10 protein-coding genes are annotated in these 19,084 nt (G+C 68.5%); 3 read left to right on the plus strand and 7 right to left on the minus strand.

Annotated features, from left to right (window positions below; genetic code table 11):
* Positions 1-285 precede the first annotated feature (285 nt).
* The 3 genes from NOO62_RS03520 to NOO62_RS03530 all read right to left on the minus strand — a co-directional run bounded on the left by NOO62_RS03520 (position 286) and on the right by NOO62_RS03530 (position 4,729).
* On the minus strand, positions 286-462 hold the full coding sequence (locus NOO62_RS03520; protein ID WP_268769412.1) for a hypothetical protein: 177 nt from the start codon (positions 460-462) through the stop codon (positions 286-288).
* A 797-nt stretch (positions 463-1,259) separates the two neighbouring features.
* Complete coding sequence (locus NOO62_RS03525; protein ID WP_268769413.1) at positions 1,260-2,078, minus strand: hypothetical protein; 819 nt, start codon at positions 2,076-2,078, stop codon at positions 1,260-1,262.
* Between the two features lie 683 nt (positions 2,079-2,761).
* Positions 2,762-4,729, minus strand: coding sequence for a hypothetical protein (locus NOO62_RS03530; protein ID WP_268769414.1), 1,968 nt, complete (start codon positions 4,727-4,729; stop codon positions 2,762-2,764).
* Positions 4,730-5,428: 699 nt separating this feature from the next.
* Here NOO62_RS03530 and NOO62_RS03535 point away from each other — a divergent pair.
* The 3 genes from NOO62_RS03535 (at position 5,429) to NOO62_RS03545 (ending at position 7,522) form a co-directional block, all read left to right on the plus strand.
* On the plus strand, positions 5,429-6,448 hold the full coding sequence (locus NOO62_RS03535) for a hypothetical protein (RefSeq protein WP_268769415.1): 1,020 nt from the start codon (positions 5,429-5,431) through the stop codon (positions 6,446-6,448).
* A gap of 386 nt (positions 6,449-6,834) precedes the next feature.
* The gene (locus tag NOO62_RS03540; RefSeq protein WP_268769416.1) at positions 6,835-7,011 is read left to right on the plus strand and encodes a hypothetical protein; all 177 of its coding nucleotides are present in this window, start codon (positions 6,835-6,837) and stop codon (positions 7,009-7,011) included.
* A 130-nt stretch (positions 7,012-7,141) separates the two neighbouring features.
* Complete coding sequence (locus NOO62_RS03545; protein WP_268769417.1) at positions 7,142-7,522, plus strand: glycosyltransferase family 2 protein; 381 nt, start codon at positions 7,142-7,144, stop codon at positions 7,520-7,522.
* A 443-nt stretch (positions 7,523-7,965) separates the two neighbouring features.
* Here NOO62_RS03545 and NOO62_RS03550 read toward each other — a convergent pair whose 3' ends face one another.
* The 4 genes from NOO62_RS03550 to NOO62_RS03565 are packed head-to-tail and all read right to left on the minus strand — an operon-like array spanning position 7,966 to position 18,529.
* A complete protein-coding gene (locus NOO62_RS03550; protein WP_268769418.1) occupies positions 7,966-9,342 on the minus strand; it encodes a hypothetical protein in 1,377 nt (458 codons plus the stop codon).
* Positions 9,343-9,368: 26 nt separating this feature from the next.
* Complete coding sequence (locus NOO62_RS03555; protein ID WP_268769419.1) at positions 9,369-13,016, minus strand: hypothetical protein; 3,648 nt, start codon at positions 13,014-13,016, stop codon at positions 9,369-9,371.
* The gene (locus NOO62_RS03560; RefSeq protein WP_268769420.1) at positions 13,016-15,244 is read right to left on the minus strand and encodes a hypothetical protein; all 2,229 of its coding nucleotides are present in this window, start codon (positions 15,242-15,244) and stop codon (positions 13,016-13,018) included. Before NOO62_RS03560 ends, NOO62_RS03555 begins: the two co-directional genes overlap by 1 nt.
* A 6-nt stretch (positions 15,245-15,250) precedes the next feature.
* A complete protein-coding gene (locus tag NOO62_RS03565; RefSeq protein ID WP_268769421.1) occupies positions 15,251-18,529 on the minus strand; it encodes a DUF6603 domain-containing protein in 3,279 nt (1,092 codons plus the stop codon).
* Between the last annotated feature and the right edge of the window lie 555 nt (positions 18,530-19,084).

A 19,084-nucleotide genomic window follows, 5' to 3' on the forward strand; every position in this document is an offset into this window, starting at 1 on the left:
CAACACCTCCGAGAAAACGATCCACTGTCCGCCGTCCCTTCGCACTCCACTGAATGCATGACGCCGATGAAGAGTACGACCAGCACGCCGCCTCAGTTCGAACTCCGCTGCGGTGGACTGCACTTGCTCATATGACGGATAGGCACGTGGCTCGTCACAACTGTCACCACAGCCACGGGAGCTGGGGCAGCCTGGTGGACAAGCCGTTGAACGTACGGGCCAGAAGCAATCAAGCGTGACCACCAAGCCAGCTCATCGCAAGACCACGCCAAACGAAATCGCTTTTCAGGATCCCTGCCGCGTCGCCGGCGTGAACCCAGAATCGGTCAACAGCGAGATCTCGTAGCCACCTTCGCCCGAGACGAGCGAGTCGCTGTCCCAGTGCAACTCAACCTCGTCCAAGCCCTTGTTCCGAACGAGCCAGTCGTAGTTCTTCAGCGCGATGATCGTCTCTTCAGTCATGGGCCCGAGGCTACTGGGCACAGCAAGACGCTGCTGGCGTTCACCCGGAATTGGGAGCCTGCAACCGCCACCTTCGGGCCCATACTGCAACGGACGCCCCTTCCCGCCTCACGCCGCCATCGCGGAGACCCACACCCAGATCGACGGAACTATGATCTGGTCCAGGTCAGAGGCGTCCCCCGCGCCTCTGCACCAGGGACTTTTCAGGGACTTTCAGCCCTGCCTGAGGGACTTCCGAGGGACTTTCCGCCGCGTAACGCGGCAAGCCCCCGAAAGACCGGAAAGGGCCTCCGACGCAGTTCAGAGGCCCTTTCCGTGGCAAAGCCGCAGGTAGCGGCAGACGAGTCGGGCTGTACGCCGGGTTCTGTCCGAGGCAGCGCGGCCCGGATGGCACGAGTGACATCCCTGACGAGCGCCCTGAGCAACCGGGGCGTGCCGTTTCTCCGCCCCCGGCGCGGGAGCCCCTGTTCCGAATGCGGCCGACGATCCAAGATCCGGACCATTCGCGGACCAGGAAGCCACTCACTGTCTCCTTCGCAAGGCTTTCGGCAGGTCAGCAGCCTGGCAAGGCTGTACCACCAGCAGACGAAGAATCTGTTGGTGCCGTACTCGGCGAAGAAGCTCGGCTTCTTCTAGGAGGACGAAAGAAGGCGCCTGACCTGGACGTTTGCCCGTCAGGCGCCTTCTACTCGGCCCGCTCAGCGCGGAGCCCGGTTTGCGTTGTAACTCCCAGTTTCTCCCTCTGCTATCGCGTTCCTGACCAGCTCTTCCGGTCTATTTCCGGTCCAGATCCCGGCTCACCCGGCAGACGCCCCGCCCTGGCTGACGCGGTCCCACTCCGCCATGGACTGCTCGATGAGGCGGTTGGCCTGCTCCCGGACGCCGTCCAGGAACTTGGCGTAGTGGCGGAAGAGGACCTCGATGCTCTGACCCGCGCGGCGAGCGCATTCGGCCGGGTCCACACCGGAGTACAGCCAGAACGAGATCCCGGCGTGCCGCAGATCGTAGGGCCGCTTGGCCAGCCCGGAGGCGAGTTCCGTGCGCGTCAGGACGCACTTCCGTGCCCGCGCCCACGTCGTGCCGTACGCGGCGGCGTCCACGTAGCTGCCAGCCTGGTTCCGGAACAGCCGCCCGTCCGGCGCCACACCGAAACGTTCGATGTGTGCGAGGTTAAGCATCCCCCACCCGGTCTCGGGCAGATGGCACTGCTCGAGCCGAAGGTGAATGACCTCCGCCGGTCGCATGGCCGCGTAGTACATGCAGCCGAAGAACGCCTCCAGGTGAGGACCGCGCCCACGCAGCTCGGCGACCGCCGTGAGCAGGCGGGCGACCTTGCGCTTGTCCTTGGGCCACCGGTTGGCGGTGTAGCGCCAGTCCTCCACCGTGCTCCGCTGCACGCCGATGTCGTCAGCGAAGATCTGCAACGACTCCGAGACGGTGAACAGGTCGTCCGTGCCGTTGGGCATCGACCCGCCCACCGGCCGCATCGGCTGGATCTCCAAGGCCATGTCGCCGAGGGAGAACTGGGCGCGGGCGACCTGTGCGATCAGGTCCTTGGCCTGTGAGACGAGCTGTTCGTAACGCTCCCGGGTGACGTTCCCGACCCGGTCCTTCACCTCGGTATGGAGACCACCGCCCTCACCGGGGCCCGGCCCGGCCACCCAGAATGCGACCGGTCGAAAGGGGCACCGGCCCCGGTCACCGACCACCCTCGCGCGGGCCCGCCCGGCGCAGACAGAGCGCGAGCCGGGAGCACTGGAAGCACTTGCCCCGGGGCCCAACTGCCCTGCACAACAATGGGCGTTGACGACGCGGGCGAGGCGTTCGCCTACGGCGTTTCCGCAACGCCCAAACGCGACGCGTGCCGCTGCCTGCAGGCCCGCACCCGGCACCGCTCGGAGCAGTACACCGCCGACCTCGCCGGCTCCACCCCCACCGTCCACGACCGCCCGCACACCGGACACACCGCCTGCTCACCCCGCTGTATCGCAGCCACCCGCAACCGTGTCCGCCGCATCCTCCGCCACCGCCGCGACCTGCACCGACTTGAGCAGAACACCGCCGCGGCCGCCGCCATCGTCACCGGCAACGGATCACCACACTCCCGGCAATACCGCCGAGCCGTCCCGCCAGCCCCCACGCCACAGATCATCCAGCCGTCTCCGACTCACGGCCAGAGTTCAAAGACACCTAGTGAGCCGAACATGTCTCCGAAGTCGATGTCCTCGTCTTCTTCTGCTTCGGTTCCGCTGGGGGTGCTGCCGCGGCGTGTCCCGGGCTGGGGGATTGGGGCCCTCGGTCAGAAGTCGACGGCGCGGTAGACCACGTGGAGTTCGCCGGTGTCGGGGGCGCCGACGGCGGGGCCGGAGAGGGTGGCGGGGTCTTCGACGATGCGTACGAAGTGGCTCCAGGTGGTGCTGGCGCCGGTGAGGGTGCTGTGATAGATCCCGTTGCCCATGCCGCGGACGGTGCAGTGGAGGGTGTCACCGCTGACGCTGAGGGAGGGCGCGGAGAGGGTTGTCCCGCTGTGGACGAACGCGGTGCCCCAGCCGGCGGATGTGTTGGGGATGATGACGACCCGGTTTGACGAGTGGTCCTGGTAGGCCAGGTAGAGCTTGCCGCGATGGGTGGCCATCGCCGGAGGGTTGAAGGTCTGAAAGAAGCTGCCGGATACTGCGCCGGGGACCCGGTGGAGGTTGTTCCAGGTGCGGGCGTCGGCGGAGAAGTCGCAGTAGAGATGCCCCATGAGACTGCGGACATAGTGCAGGTAGCCGTCGCGTACGCCCAGGGCGGGACCGCTGAAGGCGCTGCCGGGCAGCTGGATCCGTGAGGACCAGGTGGTGCCGTTGGTGGAGGACCACAGCAGCGGCTCGTTGTTCAGCCCGGTGTAGGCCAGGTACAGGGTGTTGTTGAAAACGGCCAGCGCCGGGGCGTGCTGAGTGGTCACCTGCGACACCTTGGAGAAGGTGCTCCACCGGCCCGCCTGGAGGCGGCTGATGTAGATCTCGTTGCCGTAGGCCCCACCGCGGACGGCACAGTGCAGGACGCCGTTGAAGGTGGCCAGGGCGGGGGTGTCGGGGGTGGCGCCGGTGGAAGTGAGGCGGGTGGGAGCACCCCAGGTGCCCGTCGCGGTCTTCTTGACCGCGGTCACGGCGTTGGTGGGCCGGGCCCCGGCCCACTTGAGGTAAAGGTCGAAGATGCCGCCGTCGCCCTGGAACCGGAAGGGGTTGGTCAGGTCCGGCTGGGCGGCGAGCTGGGCGAGCGCCGCACGGTCGAGGAGGACGGTGCGTTCCTGGACGAAGTCGTCCTCGTTGCGCAGCCAGGCGAGCAGCTCGGCGATGAGGCGCGCGATCATCGCACCCAGCTGGATCCACTGCTCCATGTTTTCCCACTGGCCTGCGGGAAAGTCACCGATGATGTCGGCAGCATGCATCAGCTCGTCGGAGACGATGCGGAGCTTGCGGTCCATCGCTATGAGGAAGTCGGTGGTGCTGTCGTCGGCTTCCCAGCAGGCGATGTGGAATCCCACGGCGCGATGGATGGTCCCGTCGAACAGGACATTCTGATCGGAGTGGAAGGTCGCCCAGTGGTCCTGGGTGATGGAGCCGTACTCCCTGGTCCGGGTCGACGTCCTTGCGCCACCATCGGCGCCCGCGCTCAGGGCCCAGTAGATCTCGTCCCGGGTGGCCTCGTTGGTGTCGTCCACGCAGTGGAACTTGTCCAGGATGATCCGCCCATAGAACGGGTCATCAGTCTGCCGGGCATGCGCAGAGGAGGTCAGCAGGGTGATCCCCCAGCCGGCTTCCTTCTGCCCCTGGAGGAACTCCTCGGTGTCGAAGGGTTCCGTCTCCTCGCCCGTTCCGATGTCCACCACGTGCACGTTCGCCTGCGAGGAGGCGTCGCCCATCTCCGGCAGGTCCTTGAGCAGATCCGCCACGGAGTACCCCTCGGCCACCGGCCGCCCGGCCAGCGCCGCAGGGAATATCTCCTCCAGGCTGCGCGAGGACGCCTCCTCGGCATACACCCGGCCCAGCTCACGGATCTCCTGCTCGTCCAGTGCGTACTCCAGCGGGCGCAGCAACCCCGCTTCCAGGTCGGTCAGTTCCAGGCCCGCGTCCCGCCGGGCCGCTGCCCGCAGCACCACCCCGTACAGCAGACCCGAATCCCGCGACGACGTCGCCAGCCGCCGGGCCCGGCCCGTTGCGGGCCGCCCCTGCAGCTGCGCCCGCAACCGCTCCACACGCTCCGCCTGAGACACCACAGCCACCACGAAAAGCCCCCTCAACAAACGCCTCCGCCCTCCACACGGGACCGAGCTACGCCACCGCGATCTTCCCAGCGCTGTGACCTACCGCAATAGATCATTTACGGACAGTAAAACCCGGCGAGACCCTGCCAAGAGGGCGCCAACCGTGGCATTGCGTGCCGCCTCCATGGGCAACCCTTATGGCAGAGCGGCACCCATCACCGCAGCCACACCGCACTCGGCGGCCACCCACCGATCAGCCGCGTCAACAACCCTGCGGGTCCATACACCTAGCCCGCCGCAAGGTCGCCCTGACGGCGCGTGCAGCAGACCCCCTCGGCTGGGCTCTTGCCAAGCTGGGCGAAGCCGTCGCGCAGATCGGCCACCTCCAGGAAATCAGCTCCGGTCCGCGAACCCCCGAACGGGCCATGGCGATCGGCACCGCCCTCGCGCCCCTGACCGACAGGCTCGCCAGCGCCCATACGCACCTGAACTGCGCGGCCGGCAACCTGCACCAGGACGCCGACCGGCTCATCGCATCGACACTCGGCGCCCAACGTGCGCCAACTCCTCCGGCCGCTTAATAGCGGGCAATCCCCGGTTAGCGAAACCGGGGATTGCCCGGACTCTAGAGGCGGATCACCCACCACCCCCTTCTTTCAGGAGCACCTCATCCGCCGCCCTCTCCATCGCCTCCCCCTGGTCATAGCCACCGCCTGCGTGGCCCTGGCCGCCACCGCCCGCAACGGAGACAACGACAGCCCCGAAGCCAAAAACACCGCTCCGGCCGCGAGTGCCGACAAGCAGCGGGAGCTGCCGCCCGCACTCACCAAGCAGCGGGCCCTCGCCGAGATCGACCGGTACGCGACCGTCAACAACAATGCCAACGCCGACCGCGACCGCGACCTGCTCGACACCATCGAGGACGGCCCGCTGTATGCCAGGTCGCTCTCCGAGTACAAGGAGACCGAGGGCCTGACCAAGTCCGAACGCAAGGCGTACAAGCCGTGGGCGTATGACACGCAGAACTCCCAGCTGTACATCCCGCGGGTCGCCCCCGGCCAGCCGTGCTGGTTCGCCGCTGCACTCTCCGGCACCAAGGGCAAGGCACCCAACCGGCTCGCCGTCTTCGCCGAACAGCCGCAGCACAAGCGGTGGGAGATGATCTCCGTCGCCGACATGTACGGCAAGGACTTGCCCAAGGTCGCCCTGGACGCCGACGGATACGCCACCGCCGTCGCGGCCAACGGCGACAAGGACGTCGCGGCGGGTGCCGACCTGCTGCGTAGCGGTGTCTTGGACAACTTCACCACCGACGGCCAGAACTCCGGGAAGAAGATCTTCGCTCCGAGCAAGGCGCGCAATCAGCAGCTCAAGATCCACAGTGACACCGGCAAGCAGTACGGCAGCCAGGGCACCAGCACGTTCGCCGGTGCCACCAACCGCTACCGCGACGCGTACGCGCTCAAGACCACCGCCGGTGGTGCGCTGGTCTTCTTCTCCCACACTCACACCCAGACCGACGCGGTCGCCCGCTCCGGGCTGCAGCTCAACCCCGGTAAGGGTGACCGCGCCTGGCTGCACGACATCCCCCGCCGCTACATCCAGTACACGTTCGTCTGCAACGACGCCGCCACCGTCCCCGCGAAGGCCGCACCATCCACGCTGCTGGCCTACACCTGCGCCCGCACCGACGCCTCCGGCCCGCCCGTGAACTCCGCGGCCCTGCCCCGCGTGTAGCGCAGCCCACGCCCGCCCCCCGGAGCATTCTTTGCCCGCTCCCGACTTCGAGCTGTACGACAACGCCGGCCGCGACGCCGACCAGATTGCCGCCGCCCGCTACGGCATCGCCACTGACCGCGACCTGCTGCGCTGGGCGAAGCGAGATGCCGAGCCCTTCGTGGCCGAGCACCCTCTGCCGGACACACCTCTGCCAATCCCGGATCTCGCCCCGTATCACGGCGCACTCGCCGCCGCCGAGACACCTGTGCAGGTCAGCGCCGTTACCCAGCACCTCCTGGACGCTGCCGAACCCGTGCTCCAGGCGATCAGCGACTACCTCCTGGCCGCAGCCCGATGGCGCGGCCAGAACCGGAGCCGAGCCCCAGTCGCCGCCCAAGATGCTGATGGCGGCAGCCAGCCGCAGCCTCGACGTGCTGGTCCTCGCCCACCGAGCCGACCTGGCCATCCTGCGCACCGTCTACGACACCGCGCCCGCGCCCGAGGCGCCGGCCAACACCGCGCCCGCTCTCCCCCCGGCTCCCTCGAACTCCCCTCCCACCGGGTCGGCCCCCAGCCGGTAACCAGCGCTCCAGTGCCCGCCACACGACCGCCACGCACCACACTGGCGCCCGCCGCCCCGGCACCCACCTCCCCGGCCGCACGGCCCACCACCCACCGAAGCCCTCACACCTTTCGCCACTGGAGAACGTTGTGTCCTCGCACTCCCGCCCCGACATCACGGTCGTCATCGCCACCCGGCTGCTGCCCGAACGCCTGGGCTACCTCGTCGAACTGCACGCCAGCCTGATGCGGCAGACCGTGCTATGGGAGGCCGTTCTCGTCCTTGACGGAGCCGACCGCACACTGCTGCCGGAACCTCTCGCCGCTGATGCCCGCATCCGCGTGATCGAACTGCCCCGCCCGGTCGGCGCAGCCGCCGCCCGCAACCTCGGCCTGCGCACTGTCCGTACCCCTCTGGTGTGCTACATGGACGACGACGAAGTTTTCGCTCAACGGCTGTGTCGCATTCCCTCATCCCGGCCGGGCGTGGGCCGTGACAGCCTGTTGCACTATCTGCGGTCGGATATCTAGGGCCTCCGGCCATGCAGATGATCAGCTTCTCGTCCGCAGTTGGGAAAGTTGGACCTGGCACCTCAACCGTTGATCCGTGAGCGGATGCCGGTCCTCTTCGACGACGACCTGCTCTTCGAGGAATCGAGAACGATGCCATGCCGGGAAGCGCCGGAGGGGTGAAGGAGTTGTAGCGGCCCACGCTATCGACAATCAGACTGGCATTGGTGCCGGAGACGCCGCTCGCACGCCTCACGTGTCCGGTCAGGATTCCGTCAGTGGGGGCGTCCGCGAGGAACCAGTTGCTGTAGCCCGGCACGCCCTGTGACCAGGAGCGCCGATAGCCTGAGGGGCGGAACGCCTCCACTGTTACACATCACCGACCAGAATGGTGCCCGCGCCGGCAGAAGTGACGGTGACTGGTGCCAATGCGTGAGCTGCGCCGGCGCACCCCAGCGGCCGGGTCAGAGTTCCGGGTCTGCGGTGAGAATCCGCTCATCCTGTGCGCGGTCTTCCGGCTCCTGTTTTCCCTCCGGCTCCTCCCCAAACGAGCTGGCAGAGGAGAAATGCTGTGCCCTCCAACGGGCGTTTGTGTAGCGGGTCCTAGAGGTTTGGGCTACCTCCTTTTCGCCACCGTAGTCGGGACCCTCCTGCAGGTACCTATTCGTGTGGCTTACGAAGCGGAGCGTGTCGCCCTCCCGGAGCACCCGATTTCCTCCGGCCTTGATATTGCCTGCGGCGGTGACGTCTCTGATGGTCGTGATGCTGTTGTTGAAGGTGCTTGCCCCGGTGACGTTCAGGACCGCGTCGACCTTCAGGCCCGCGGGCTGGCTGACCCGCAGCGGGTTGCTGCCCGCACCTCGCACCGAACCGGCGACCGTCAGGTCCTTGGCGGTGTTGCTGAGGCTGACACTGTTGGCAAACGTGCTCGCCCCGGTGACGTTCAGGACCGCGTCGACCTTCAGGCCCGCGGGCTGGCTGACCCGCAGCGGGGTGCTGCCCGCACCTCGCACCGAACCGGCGACCGTCAGGTCCTTGGCGGTGTTGCTGAGGCTGACGCTGTCGGCGAACGTGGCCGGGCCCTGGACGGTAAGGTTCCTGACGACGAGGTCAGGAATGCGTACGGTGACCGCCGTGGTCAGGGTGTGGGTGAGGGTGACGCCACCGGCCGTGACTTCGGCGCGGAGCATGAAGCCGGTGACGGTGGTCAGGCCGCGCGGGGTGGACCAGACACGTTCCTTGTCGAGGGAGACTCCAGCGGGGGTGTCGCCCCAGTGCATCGTGTACTTCGCGTCCGAGCCCTCCCAATGGAGCACGGCGACCTCACCGTTCTCCACCATGATCTTCTCGGGCGCAAAATTCCGGAACACGAACCCGGCCGGGAACTTGTCCACCTTCACCGAAGCGTCCTTGTTGGTGAAGCTCCCGTTCGTCCCTGACGAACTCTCGACGATCGCGATGGAGACCTGACCCGCCGTGCGGTTGACCGCGATGTTGGACAGGGTGAGGGTGACGATCTGTCCGGTGAACTGCACCGCGCGGGCCGGGGTGAAGGTGATGACCGCGAAGCCGCCGGAGACGGTGGGGGCGGACGGCGTCCAGCCGGTGCTGGCACCGGTCTTGATGTCGGCGCCCTCGGTCGTGAGGTGCTCGGCCCCCGCGCCGACCGGCACCCGGGCGGTGATTTTGTTGCACCAGGCCGACGTGGTGATCCCGCCGCCGACATTGATGTTGACGGAGCCGTATTCGGTTTCCTCGGCGGAGCTCACCCGCAACGGCTTGGGGTCGGTCGACGGTTCGTACGGCAGCAGGTTGGTGGCGTTCACCATGACAACGCTCATGCAACAGCCCTTCTGTTAGCGGAGGTTCAGGACTTCTCGGTCGCGTCGAGCAGCAGGTATCCATAGCGGGCCTCCGCCTGCGGATCCCCGAAGTGCGCCGCGGAATCAGCAGGAACGATCGGCAGCTCCACCCACTCGGTCTCCGACCCGCGCGGCTCGGCCCAGCTCCACGCTCCGTGCCACGACGCGGGCTGCGGCAGCACCACACCTGCCTCCGTCGTTTCCTCTCCCGTCCGTGCCCGCCGGGCTTCCTCGGCCTTGTCGACCCGCTCGGCCGCGAGCAGTGGGCCGAGCCGGAAGGACGCCCGGATCCGCCGCATCGCCTCGGACACCAGGTCGTCGGGCAGCTGGACCTTGGTCACCGGGAGGATGTCCGTGGTGGCATGCACCGCCGCGTACGGATCCATCAGCAGCGTCAGGTGGTGCGTCACCGGCTGGTCCGGGGTGCGCGCGGGCACGGCCAGGCCGTGGCCTTTGTCGATCGGGGTCAGGTAGCCCCCGCCGCCCTGCGGCATGACCGCGTGGAAGAGCTCGTACGAGGTCTCCTGGTCGGGCCCGGTCGCCCCGGCGAAGTATCCGATGAGGCCGTCGCCGAGCCGCTTCTCGTTGCCGAGCCGGACCGGCCAGCGATATCCGTCGTACTCCTCCTCCGACTCCTCAAGGACCTGGTCCCAGCTCGGGTTGCTCAGCAGCGGCCCTTCGAGCTCGACGCCCAGATCGGCGCGCACCAGTGCGAGCGGGCGGCCGATGAGCCGCAGCGGAGAGCCGTCCTCCTGGGCCGCGTCGTCGAGGATGGTGTCGAGGGTCTGGTCGATGGTGTCGAGCAGACCGGTGAGTGCGGCGGCGGGTTTGTCCTTCAGGGTGCGGACGAACCGGGCCAGGTGCGGCATGGCGTCCTCGAACTCCTGGGAGTCGACGTCGGGATGGGGCGAGCCGGGGAGCGGTAGCCACACGCTGTCGTCCGCGCCGTCGATGTCCTTGACGACGCGGAGTTCGCCGAGGCAGAAGCCGTCGGGTCCGTGGACGACGAGGGTCTGGTCGAGATGGTTGAGCAGTACCCAGCCGGCCAGGGGGTTTTCCGTCGTGGCCGCCTGGGCCATCGGCGAGAGCCGCTGTCCGTCCACGGCGCGTACGGTCTCCAGCCGCAGGCGGGCGCCCTGGAGAAGACGCGGGCCGAGCTGGACGAAGCGGGCCCTGCCGATGAGGTCCTCATGCAGGACCCTGTCAGGGGCAACGCTGTCCGCGAGGGTGAGGGGGACCCCTTCGTAGTTGCCGCTGTTGACGATGTCGTAGGTGCGGCCGAAGCGGTCGACGATGCGCAGGTCGTGAAAGGTGAACTGGCCGGCACGGACCGGCTGGAACGGTGTTCCGGGGTCGTCCGCGGGCGGTTCGAGCGGGCCGCCTTCCGGGACGCTCTGGATGTCGCCGACGAGCCTGGCGAAGGTCTTGGGGACGTGCACGGTGGTCCTGGCGGTGCCGTCCTGCTGGACGAGCCAGTCGTGGAAGCCGTCGAGGCGCTGGGAGAGCATTCCGGGGTCACCGAGTTCCTCGCGCAGGGCGAGCAGGCCCTCGGTGGGAGCGCCGGAGTAGGTGTCGAGGTAGCGGTCGATCTGCTTCTGCAGGACGAACGGCGTGCTCGGGGTGAGGAACGCCCGGTTCTTGAAGGTGAGCCAGCGCAGGTTGGCTTCGCCGCCGCCGGGCTGTGCTCCCCGGCCGGACCATTCGTAGCGGCTGCCGTTGAAGGTCCAGTAGGTGGTGTCGCCGGCCTGGAAGGGCGTGGGGCAGTACTTCAGTTCGTATTCGAGGTGCATGGGCAGCCAGGGCTGCCGCCATGGCGCGGTGTGCTCGGGGACGGGTCCGGTGACGGCGGCGGGGTCCTTGAGGGCCGCGTCGAGAGCGCCGGGGACCCGGGCGACCTGGTCCAGGAGGGCGAATTCGGCGAGCAGCGGGGTGCAGGCGTCGGGGAGTCCGGCCAGTCCCGGACTGGGCGGAGTGGTGGACCGGTCGTAGGTCGTGCCGCCGACGGTGATTCGGGTGATCAGGGCTTCGGGGAGGCGGCAGGGCAGCGGGGTGTCCCGGGTGAGGGGTTCCTTGGCGCCGGTGTCCTTGATGAGCACGACCGGGTCTGCGGGGCGGTAGTAGGACTCGCGGGCGGTGCGCTCCAGCTGGTAGCGCGGGTCGAGTCCGCGTTCGGCCGCGTACTTCCCGATGTCGGCCGCGAGTTCCTCCGGGGTACCTCCGGTGGGCAATTGCCTCAACAGCACGAACTGTTCATCGAGCAACGCCTTGGTCCGCCCGGCCAGACTCGTCGTATCGCTCTCGTTGAGCTGGACATCCGCTGCGGCGTCGAACCCTGCGGGGTGCTCGGGGGTGAATAGGGGAACCGGCTTGTTGCGCAGCCACCAGATGTTCCACAGGCGCTGCTGAGAGCGGCGGAGCCTGGGCGTGAGGTCGTCGTACTGCCGTTGGACATCGTTGAGTTCGGTCAGCCACCCGGGTTCCGGCGGCGGGGGCGGCAGCTCGTCGTCGCCTTCGACGGGGCGCGCGGTCACCTTCCACACATGGCCGCCGTCGGAGCCGGAGAACCAGGAGTGGTGGGTGAGGGTGTCGAGGTCCTCTTCGCCGTCGGCGGTGTCGAGTGTTTCGAGGGTGCCGTGGAAGAGCGAGCGTACGAGGTCCCCGGTGCGCGCGGACCGGGTCTGGCGGGCGGCCAGCCTGCCGAGGGCTTCGGTGCTGCTGCTGCCCAGCGTGAGGATCTTGCTGAGCTCGATGTTGCTCGGTTTGTCGGACTCGTGGGTGGCGCCTTCACGCTGCCAGTCGATTCCCAGCGCTGAGCCGCTGTAGAGGGTGCGGTCCAGGGCGTCGGCAGCGGTGCCTTCGGGGGTGTCCCAGCCGAGGGCTTCGAGGAGGTCGGCCGCCCCGTCCGCGCCCGGCGGGAGCAGGCCGGGCACGGACGCGGCGCGGTTGAGGTAGTCGAGTGCGTCGTCGCTGTACCAACCGACGACGAAATAGCTCAGCGTCGCGTCGGGCGGGTAGTTGTCCAGGCCGCCTTTGAGGTCATCAAGGGTGTCGTGCATCGAGAACACGTCTTTGTTGTACGGCTGGTAGGCCGCGAAGCCGGGCAGTCCGGGCCCGGCCGCGGTCAGGTGCGGCTTCTGGGCAGATGGTTCGGTCCACGGCGCCCGGGTGAGGTCGTGGCGACGGCCGAGGAAGGTCAGCTCCAGCGGAGCACCCTCCGGCGAGTCGGGGTTCGGGTGCTTGTTGGTGCCGTAGACGTCGTTGCCGTCGGCGTCATGGACCGGTCGGCTCTCCAGGTAGTCGCTCTGCACGATCCACCCGACGGCCTTGCGGTCCGCCGCTGCCGCTGCCGCTGTGGTGCTGTAGCGCACGACCAGCCAGCGGTTGGGGACGAAGGGGAAGGTCGTCTCCCCCGTCGTCTGGTCGTAGTGCCCGTTGGCCAGCGCCTCGGGCAACTGCCAGTGGACGTAGACGCCTTCGCTGTCCGGGCCCATGGTCTCGGTGCCGACGCCGGGGGGCGGTTCCGCGCCCGCGCCCTCCTCGATCATGGCGTCGAAGTTCGGTGTCCACCGGTTGAACGTCTCGGCGGTGCGGGTCAGCCGGTTGACGACAAGGGCGTTCACCTTGACGGGGACGATCAGGTCCGTGGCGCTCATCAGGAGGTCTCCGTCCGGGCAGCGGTGCCGGTGGGGCTGAGGATTTCCTGTTCCAGCGGGGCGTTGACGAGTTCCAGGGCCAGTTGTCCGGGGTCCAGGTCGGTGAGCCCGAACTCCCGGGCCAGGGCGGGCACCAGGCCGCCCGCGCCGAACATTTGAAGCACCGCAGGTCCGGCGTCCGGGTCGGAGCGCAGGTGGAGGTCGAAGAGGCTACCGGTGGCCGGGTAGTAAGTCTCCAGCGGGGTGCCGATCGGCGGATCGGCGGCCAGGCTGCGCAGGCCGAGGCGGTTCCCGGCGTCGATGCCGTAGTGGATTCCCTGTCCCGGTTCGCGGATGACGACCTTGTCGGGAACGCCGTCCCAGAGGACGAGCAGGATCCTCTTGTCCGGTTTGGCGCGGCGCAGTTCAGTGAGGGCGGTGCCGTCCTCGAGATAGGCGTTGACCTTGATATCCGGCCAGGCTGGGATGAGTTCGGAGTGGATGAGCAGCCCGCCGACGGCCCGCTTCGCGCCGCCCGACCGGGCGGTGGCCCGGTTGAGTTCGGGGGCGAGGCGGCTGTCGACGGACGTGTGCACGCCGACGTCGGCGGCTCCGGCGACGAGCTCGTCCAGCCAGCCCTGGTCGAGGCGGAACATCCGCAGGGATTCGAGGGGCAGCATGCGCGGGTCGGGCACGAGGTGGTGGAACGGCACGCCCTGGAGCAGGCCGAGGCGGGCTTGCCAGGCGGCGATGGCCCCGGCGTTGCGTTCCGCGGTGGTCCGCAGCAGGGAGACGGTGCGTTCTTCCGCGAGCACGGACCTTGACTGTGTACGTGTCACTCTCGGCTGCGGCGTCCTGCGTCCGGCGTCGTCCGGGAGCTGGGGGCTCTTGAGCCCGGTGCTGAGCTGCTCGCGGAAGCCTGTGGAGGCGAGTTCGCGCAGCGCGCCGAGGGCGGGCGGGGCATCCGGGTCCACCGAGGCGCGCGCTGGGTCTCCGGCCAGCGCCATCAGCGTCGTCGCCCGGTTGGCGAGTTCACGACGGGCCCGGCTGACGGCGGTGGTGTATTCGGGGTCGGCCAGGCCGATGGCGCGACCGAGAGTCCAGGCGACGGCATAGCTGACGTCGAAGATCCCGTGCTCGGACTCGTAGATGAGCGCGTGGTCGGAGGTGGTGTGCGGGCCTGGGCTGTGCTCGGTGGGCACGTCAAAAGCGGTGACCGGGGTGGCCGGGCCGCGGTACCAGGCGAAGGTGCGTTCACCGGAGAGGGTCCGCTGCGGGACGGCGGTGTAGCCGCGGGCAAGGCGGCCGCGGACGTAGTCGTCCTCGGGGTCGTCGGTGACCGGTGCGGTCACCGGCAGGCGCAGGGCGAGCTCTTCGGGCTCCTCGGCGCCCGGAGCGAGGAGGTTCTCCAGCAGCGCTCCGGGGTCGGCGGCGGGCCCTTCGCTGCTGGTGAAGCTCCAGCTGTGCAGCGAGCACAGGCGGACGGCCGTGGTGCCGCCGGGCAGGGTGCCGGACAGGCGGCCCTCGAAGCCTTCGAGGGAGACGAGGTGGACGGCGTAGTTACCGGGGTTGTGGGGGAAGCGGTTGGCGTTGACGACCGCGTACTCCCCTTCTTCGAGGACTTCGCCTTCGGCCCGGGTCTTGTTCGCGTCGACGACCTTGCGGACGTGGGCGAGGTAGTACATCTCGTCGTCGCGCGGGGCGACCGCGTTGAAGAGGTCCGCCGGGACGTCGATGGTCTGGCACTTGCTCCGGGCCTCAGCCTCGTCGACGCCGCCGGGCGGCAGGTTCGGGCCCTTGACCCCCGCCTCGGCGGGGTTGCGGAGCTCCCCGACGGTGCGCAGCACGGTGTCCCCGGACGCGGCGGGGTCGTCGGGCAGTTCGTTCTCGCCGAAGACGAGCAGGGCGAGCCAGGGAGGGCGGGCCGGGGGCTGCTCGGCGCGGGTTCCGGCGAGGTTGCGTTCCCAGGGCAGGATCGACCGGCTGAGGGTGATGTGCGGCAGGGTCCTGGTGTAGGCGCCGGTGCTCTCGCGCGGCGGGTAGTAGGCGTGGACGGACGCTTCGCTGAGCACGAAGCGGACGGCCTTGATCTCGAAGGTCTCCTCGGACGGGAGCAGTTTGTCCTGGGCGTCCAGTTCGTCGCCGGAGTCGCTGAGGGTGTTCTTGACCACGACCCGGTAGTCGCCGGGGGTGGCACGCGGGATCAGGTGGTCGAGGAAGTGGATGCGCAGATCCGGTTCAGCGGTCACGGCCGGTCACCTCGTCGCGGTGGTGGTCAGGGGCGGGGTGGTCAGGCTGCGGCCGGCGAGTGCGGCGTAGCCGGTGAGCGGACTGTCGGTATCGGCTCCGGGTCCCGCGCCGAGCCGGGTGAGGGTGCTGAGCACGGCGGTGCGGCGGGCCTTGACGGTGGGGGCGGCGGCGGTGTCGACGATGGTCCGGACGCTCTGGTCGTCGGCCCGCGGTTCGGGTCCGGCGGGGTCGGACACGCGCAGGGGCATGCGGCCGTCCGGGAGTCCGTCGTACGAAAGCGCCTTCGAGGTGACGGGCCCGGTGTCGGTGCCGTAGTCCGGCTTGGGGAGGGTGATCCTCAGTCCGGTGAGGCGGTTTTCGAGCAGCTGGTCGCCGTCGAGCGCATCACCGGGTTTGGCCAGGGGTTTGCCCCACAGGCCGGGGGCGACCGTGCCGGTGACCGGCTTGACCACCCAGTGATGGTCGGTGGGGTGGAAGGTCGTGCCGTCCTTGGTGATGGTGACCCGGTGGGCGGAGGTGACACCGGTCTTCCGCATGGGGCGGATGTCGATGGTCCCCTCGTCGGACTGCTTGATCAGCCGTTCGTTGATGTACAGGTGTGAGGCGGGGATGCCGGCTTCGGTGGTGAAGGTGAAGCCGGCCGAGGAGACGAGGGTCGCTTCCTTGGCGGCCGCACGCCGGGTGATCTCGCCCTGGTCGGCGTCGGCGAGCAGGCCCTCGTTGGGGATGACCCGGGCGGGTGCGGGGATCTGGGTGCGGAACTCGGGCCAGTCCACGGTGAGGGTGTTGTCGCGGGAGGAGCCGAAGCCGAAGCTGAAGGAGATGAACCAGAGTTTGACGGTGGCCCGGCCCCCGAAGGGCGGCAGCCACAGGTGGAGGTCGATGCCGACCTCGACGGAGATGCGGACCCGGACGAACCAGACCTTGATGGTGGCCGCGACGCCGATGCTGATGCCGAGCCGGACATCGAGGTAGAAGGGTTTCCACTGGACCAGCACGTCCAGGTGTGCGGTGAACCACGCGGAGAAGATGCCCTTGTCGTAGACGGCGGCCAGGCGCCCTCCGAACATGAACGCGGCGGGGGTGATCGCAGCGTAGGCCTCGGCCCGCACGGTGATGTCGCTGGCCGGGGACCACACGAACCCGAGGCGCTTTGGCCGGGGGTAGTGGGCGGGAACGTTGTAGTCGGGGTGGTAGCCGCCGAGGCTGATGGCGAAGTCCCCGGCGCGTCCTCCGCCGGTCCAGACGTAGACGGCAATGCCACCGGTGAGTTCGATGGACGGATCGAGCACATAGCTGCCGGGCAGCAGAGCCACGTCCATGGACAGGCAGTGCTCGGCGGAGCTGAAGCCGAGGCTCAGGCCGATGTTCACCTTGGCAATGGTCCGGGCGTTCGGGTTGAGGGTGCGCGGCAGGCTGACGGAGGTGCGGCCGAGCAGCATGGCCTTGACGGAGTCGCCGAGTTCGATGACGGCGAGGGCTTTGGTCTCGATGAAGCCGAAGCTGGTGAACTTCACTCCGGCGGCGATCCAGTACTGGCCCTCGGTGGGGCGGATCCAGCCGGTGGGTCCGGTGAGGGCCTTGAGCGCGTCCTCGGGGGTGTACGGCGTCGGAGCCGGCATGCCGGGCAGGGCCTGGGCCGCGTCCAGCCGTGCCACCAGAGGGAATTCGGCGATCTCGGCGCCGGTGGGGACCTTCTTGAAGGAGCTGTTGATCCCGAATCCGGCGGAGAAGCCGGTGACGGTGAAGGGCGGCGGGCCGAAGACGGAGGCGCCGCCGAGGAGGGAGATCTCGCCGTAGATGAAGACTGAGTGCCAGCCTTCGACGCTGCGTGCCCACACGGCCTGGGCGCCGAGTTCGACCGCCATCGCCTGGACGAGGATCAGTCCGGCGAGTTCGAAGTCGAGGGCGGGGTCGTCGGGTGTCTTATTGAGCAGGCCGCCCTTGAGGCCGATGAGCCCGTCGGCGGCGGTGGCTTCGATGTTCATGCCGTGCAGGAAGGGCAGCAGCGGGAAGCCGCCGCTCATGCCGACGTAGAAGCCGAGTCCGGCGACCTGCCAGGTCAGGGAACCGATCGTGACCTGGCCCTGGAGCTCGATCAGCAGGCCCTTTTTGCGGTCGTAGCGGAATACGATCGACGAGAGGTAGACCGGCCCGAACTGCTTGCCGATGACGAACTCGTACTCGAGCTTCGGCTTCTCCGGGCTCTCCGGTTCCGGTCCGAACTTCGGCGGGACGGTGATCACCAGTGCCGGGGTCGGCTTACCCATGACCGCGAGGTAGACCGCCGCACTCACCTTCTTGCCCAGCGGGACCCCAGCTGCCGCGTTCACCACCGGCAACTGCTGGAGCGGGCCGAGGTTGTACTCCGTGATGACCCGGTTGATCTTGATGACGTCTTCGGCGCTGAGGTTCTCGGAGACGTACATGATCTGGAGCGCGGGCAGGGACAGCAGCCCGTTGCCGATCATGGGTCCGACCACCGGCAGCCCGGAACCGTCCCAGTCCGTGCGGACCCGGACCATGGCGACGGTGGTGGCCTTGGGTTTGCCGTCCTGGCCGGTGCGGCCGAGCGCCGTGGTCCGCAGCACCAGCAGTTCCACCGGGTTCGCGCCGGTGCCGTGGTCCACCGGCGCTTCGGCGGTGACCATCAGGTTGTCCATCTTGCCCATCGGGTGCTGGTGCAGCTGGACCCGCTCCAGCCAGTCGACCAGCGGTCCGGGCAGTTCGACGCCGTACTCGCCGAGGGCTTCGAGCAGCGGGGTGATCAGCAGCGGCGGTCCGTCGAGGGGCTGGGCCGTGCCGATGGAGTCCTTGCGCAGTTCGGCGCGGAACTCCAGCGGGTCGGCGACCGCCCCGCCGAGCTGGAAGCCCGCCCAGGGCCCGGTGCCGGGGCACCGTCCGGCCGCGGCCGCGGCCTGTCCGGCGGCCAGCAGGACCCGCAGTGACCGGCCGCCGGACAGTCCGGACAGGTCGACGCGGGCGACGGCGGTCTGGAGCAGCCAGGTCGCCGGGCTCGCCTCGAAGAGCAGCGCATCGACCGCCGTGCCGGTGGCGAAGAACCGGGCGCTGGCCGGCATCTCCTCACCGGCCAAAGTGACTTTGCCGGTCACCGTCAGAGCGGCGCTGTCGGCAGTCGCCTCAGCGAGGGTCAGAATGCCGCTGGGCAGATGCTCCAGGGACTCAGCCTCGCCGGTCAGCCCGAGCCGCCCGGTGTCGAGCTCGAACGTACCGGCACCCCCCGCCGGGAACAGTGCAACCAGCTCGTCGACCGTCAGCGCCATGGGTGACCCCTGCTTGTGGACACGGTTGGGTGAGGCGCCCGCGGAATTGCGGGGCCCGATGTGCCGTTATGTGCCATTACGGAAAATAAAATAGGCGAGGGTCACGGAAAGATCAATACGGCACGTGCGCGTGGCACAGCCATCCGGCCATTACGTCTGGAAAACACCGACCAGAGACCTGGAAATGGACACCTCTTTCCCGCCAAACACGCTTTCATGTGAGGGGATTTAGGATATTTTACGGGCCACCGAAAGCGGACGCCTGGCCGAAGGGCCGTCCGGAGAATCGATTCGGCCAGCACATTTGTGGACGACCGAATCCGCTGCCTGCCGTCCACTCCACTTCGCAATCCGCCGTCCCGAATGAATGGCCGAACTGCGGGATTCAGCCATGTGCCCCCAGGACAGCGTCAAAGTCGGTTGATCAGGCAACGGGGCGGCCCAGACCGACGGGCGGATGATTGGACCGTGGGAACGCTCGGTCTGGACGTGCCCCTCCACTTCGGGGACCGCGGCTGACAGAGCTGCATGGTTGCCCTTGCCCCTCAGGGCGTA

The organism is Streptomyces sp. Je 1-369, from assembly GCF_026810505.1.
In the GTDB taxonomy this organism is placed as follows: Bacteria; Actinomycetota; Actinomycetes; order Streptomycetales; family Streptomycetaceae; genus Streptomyces.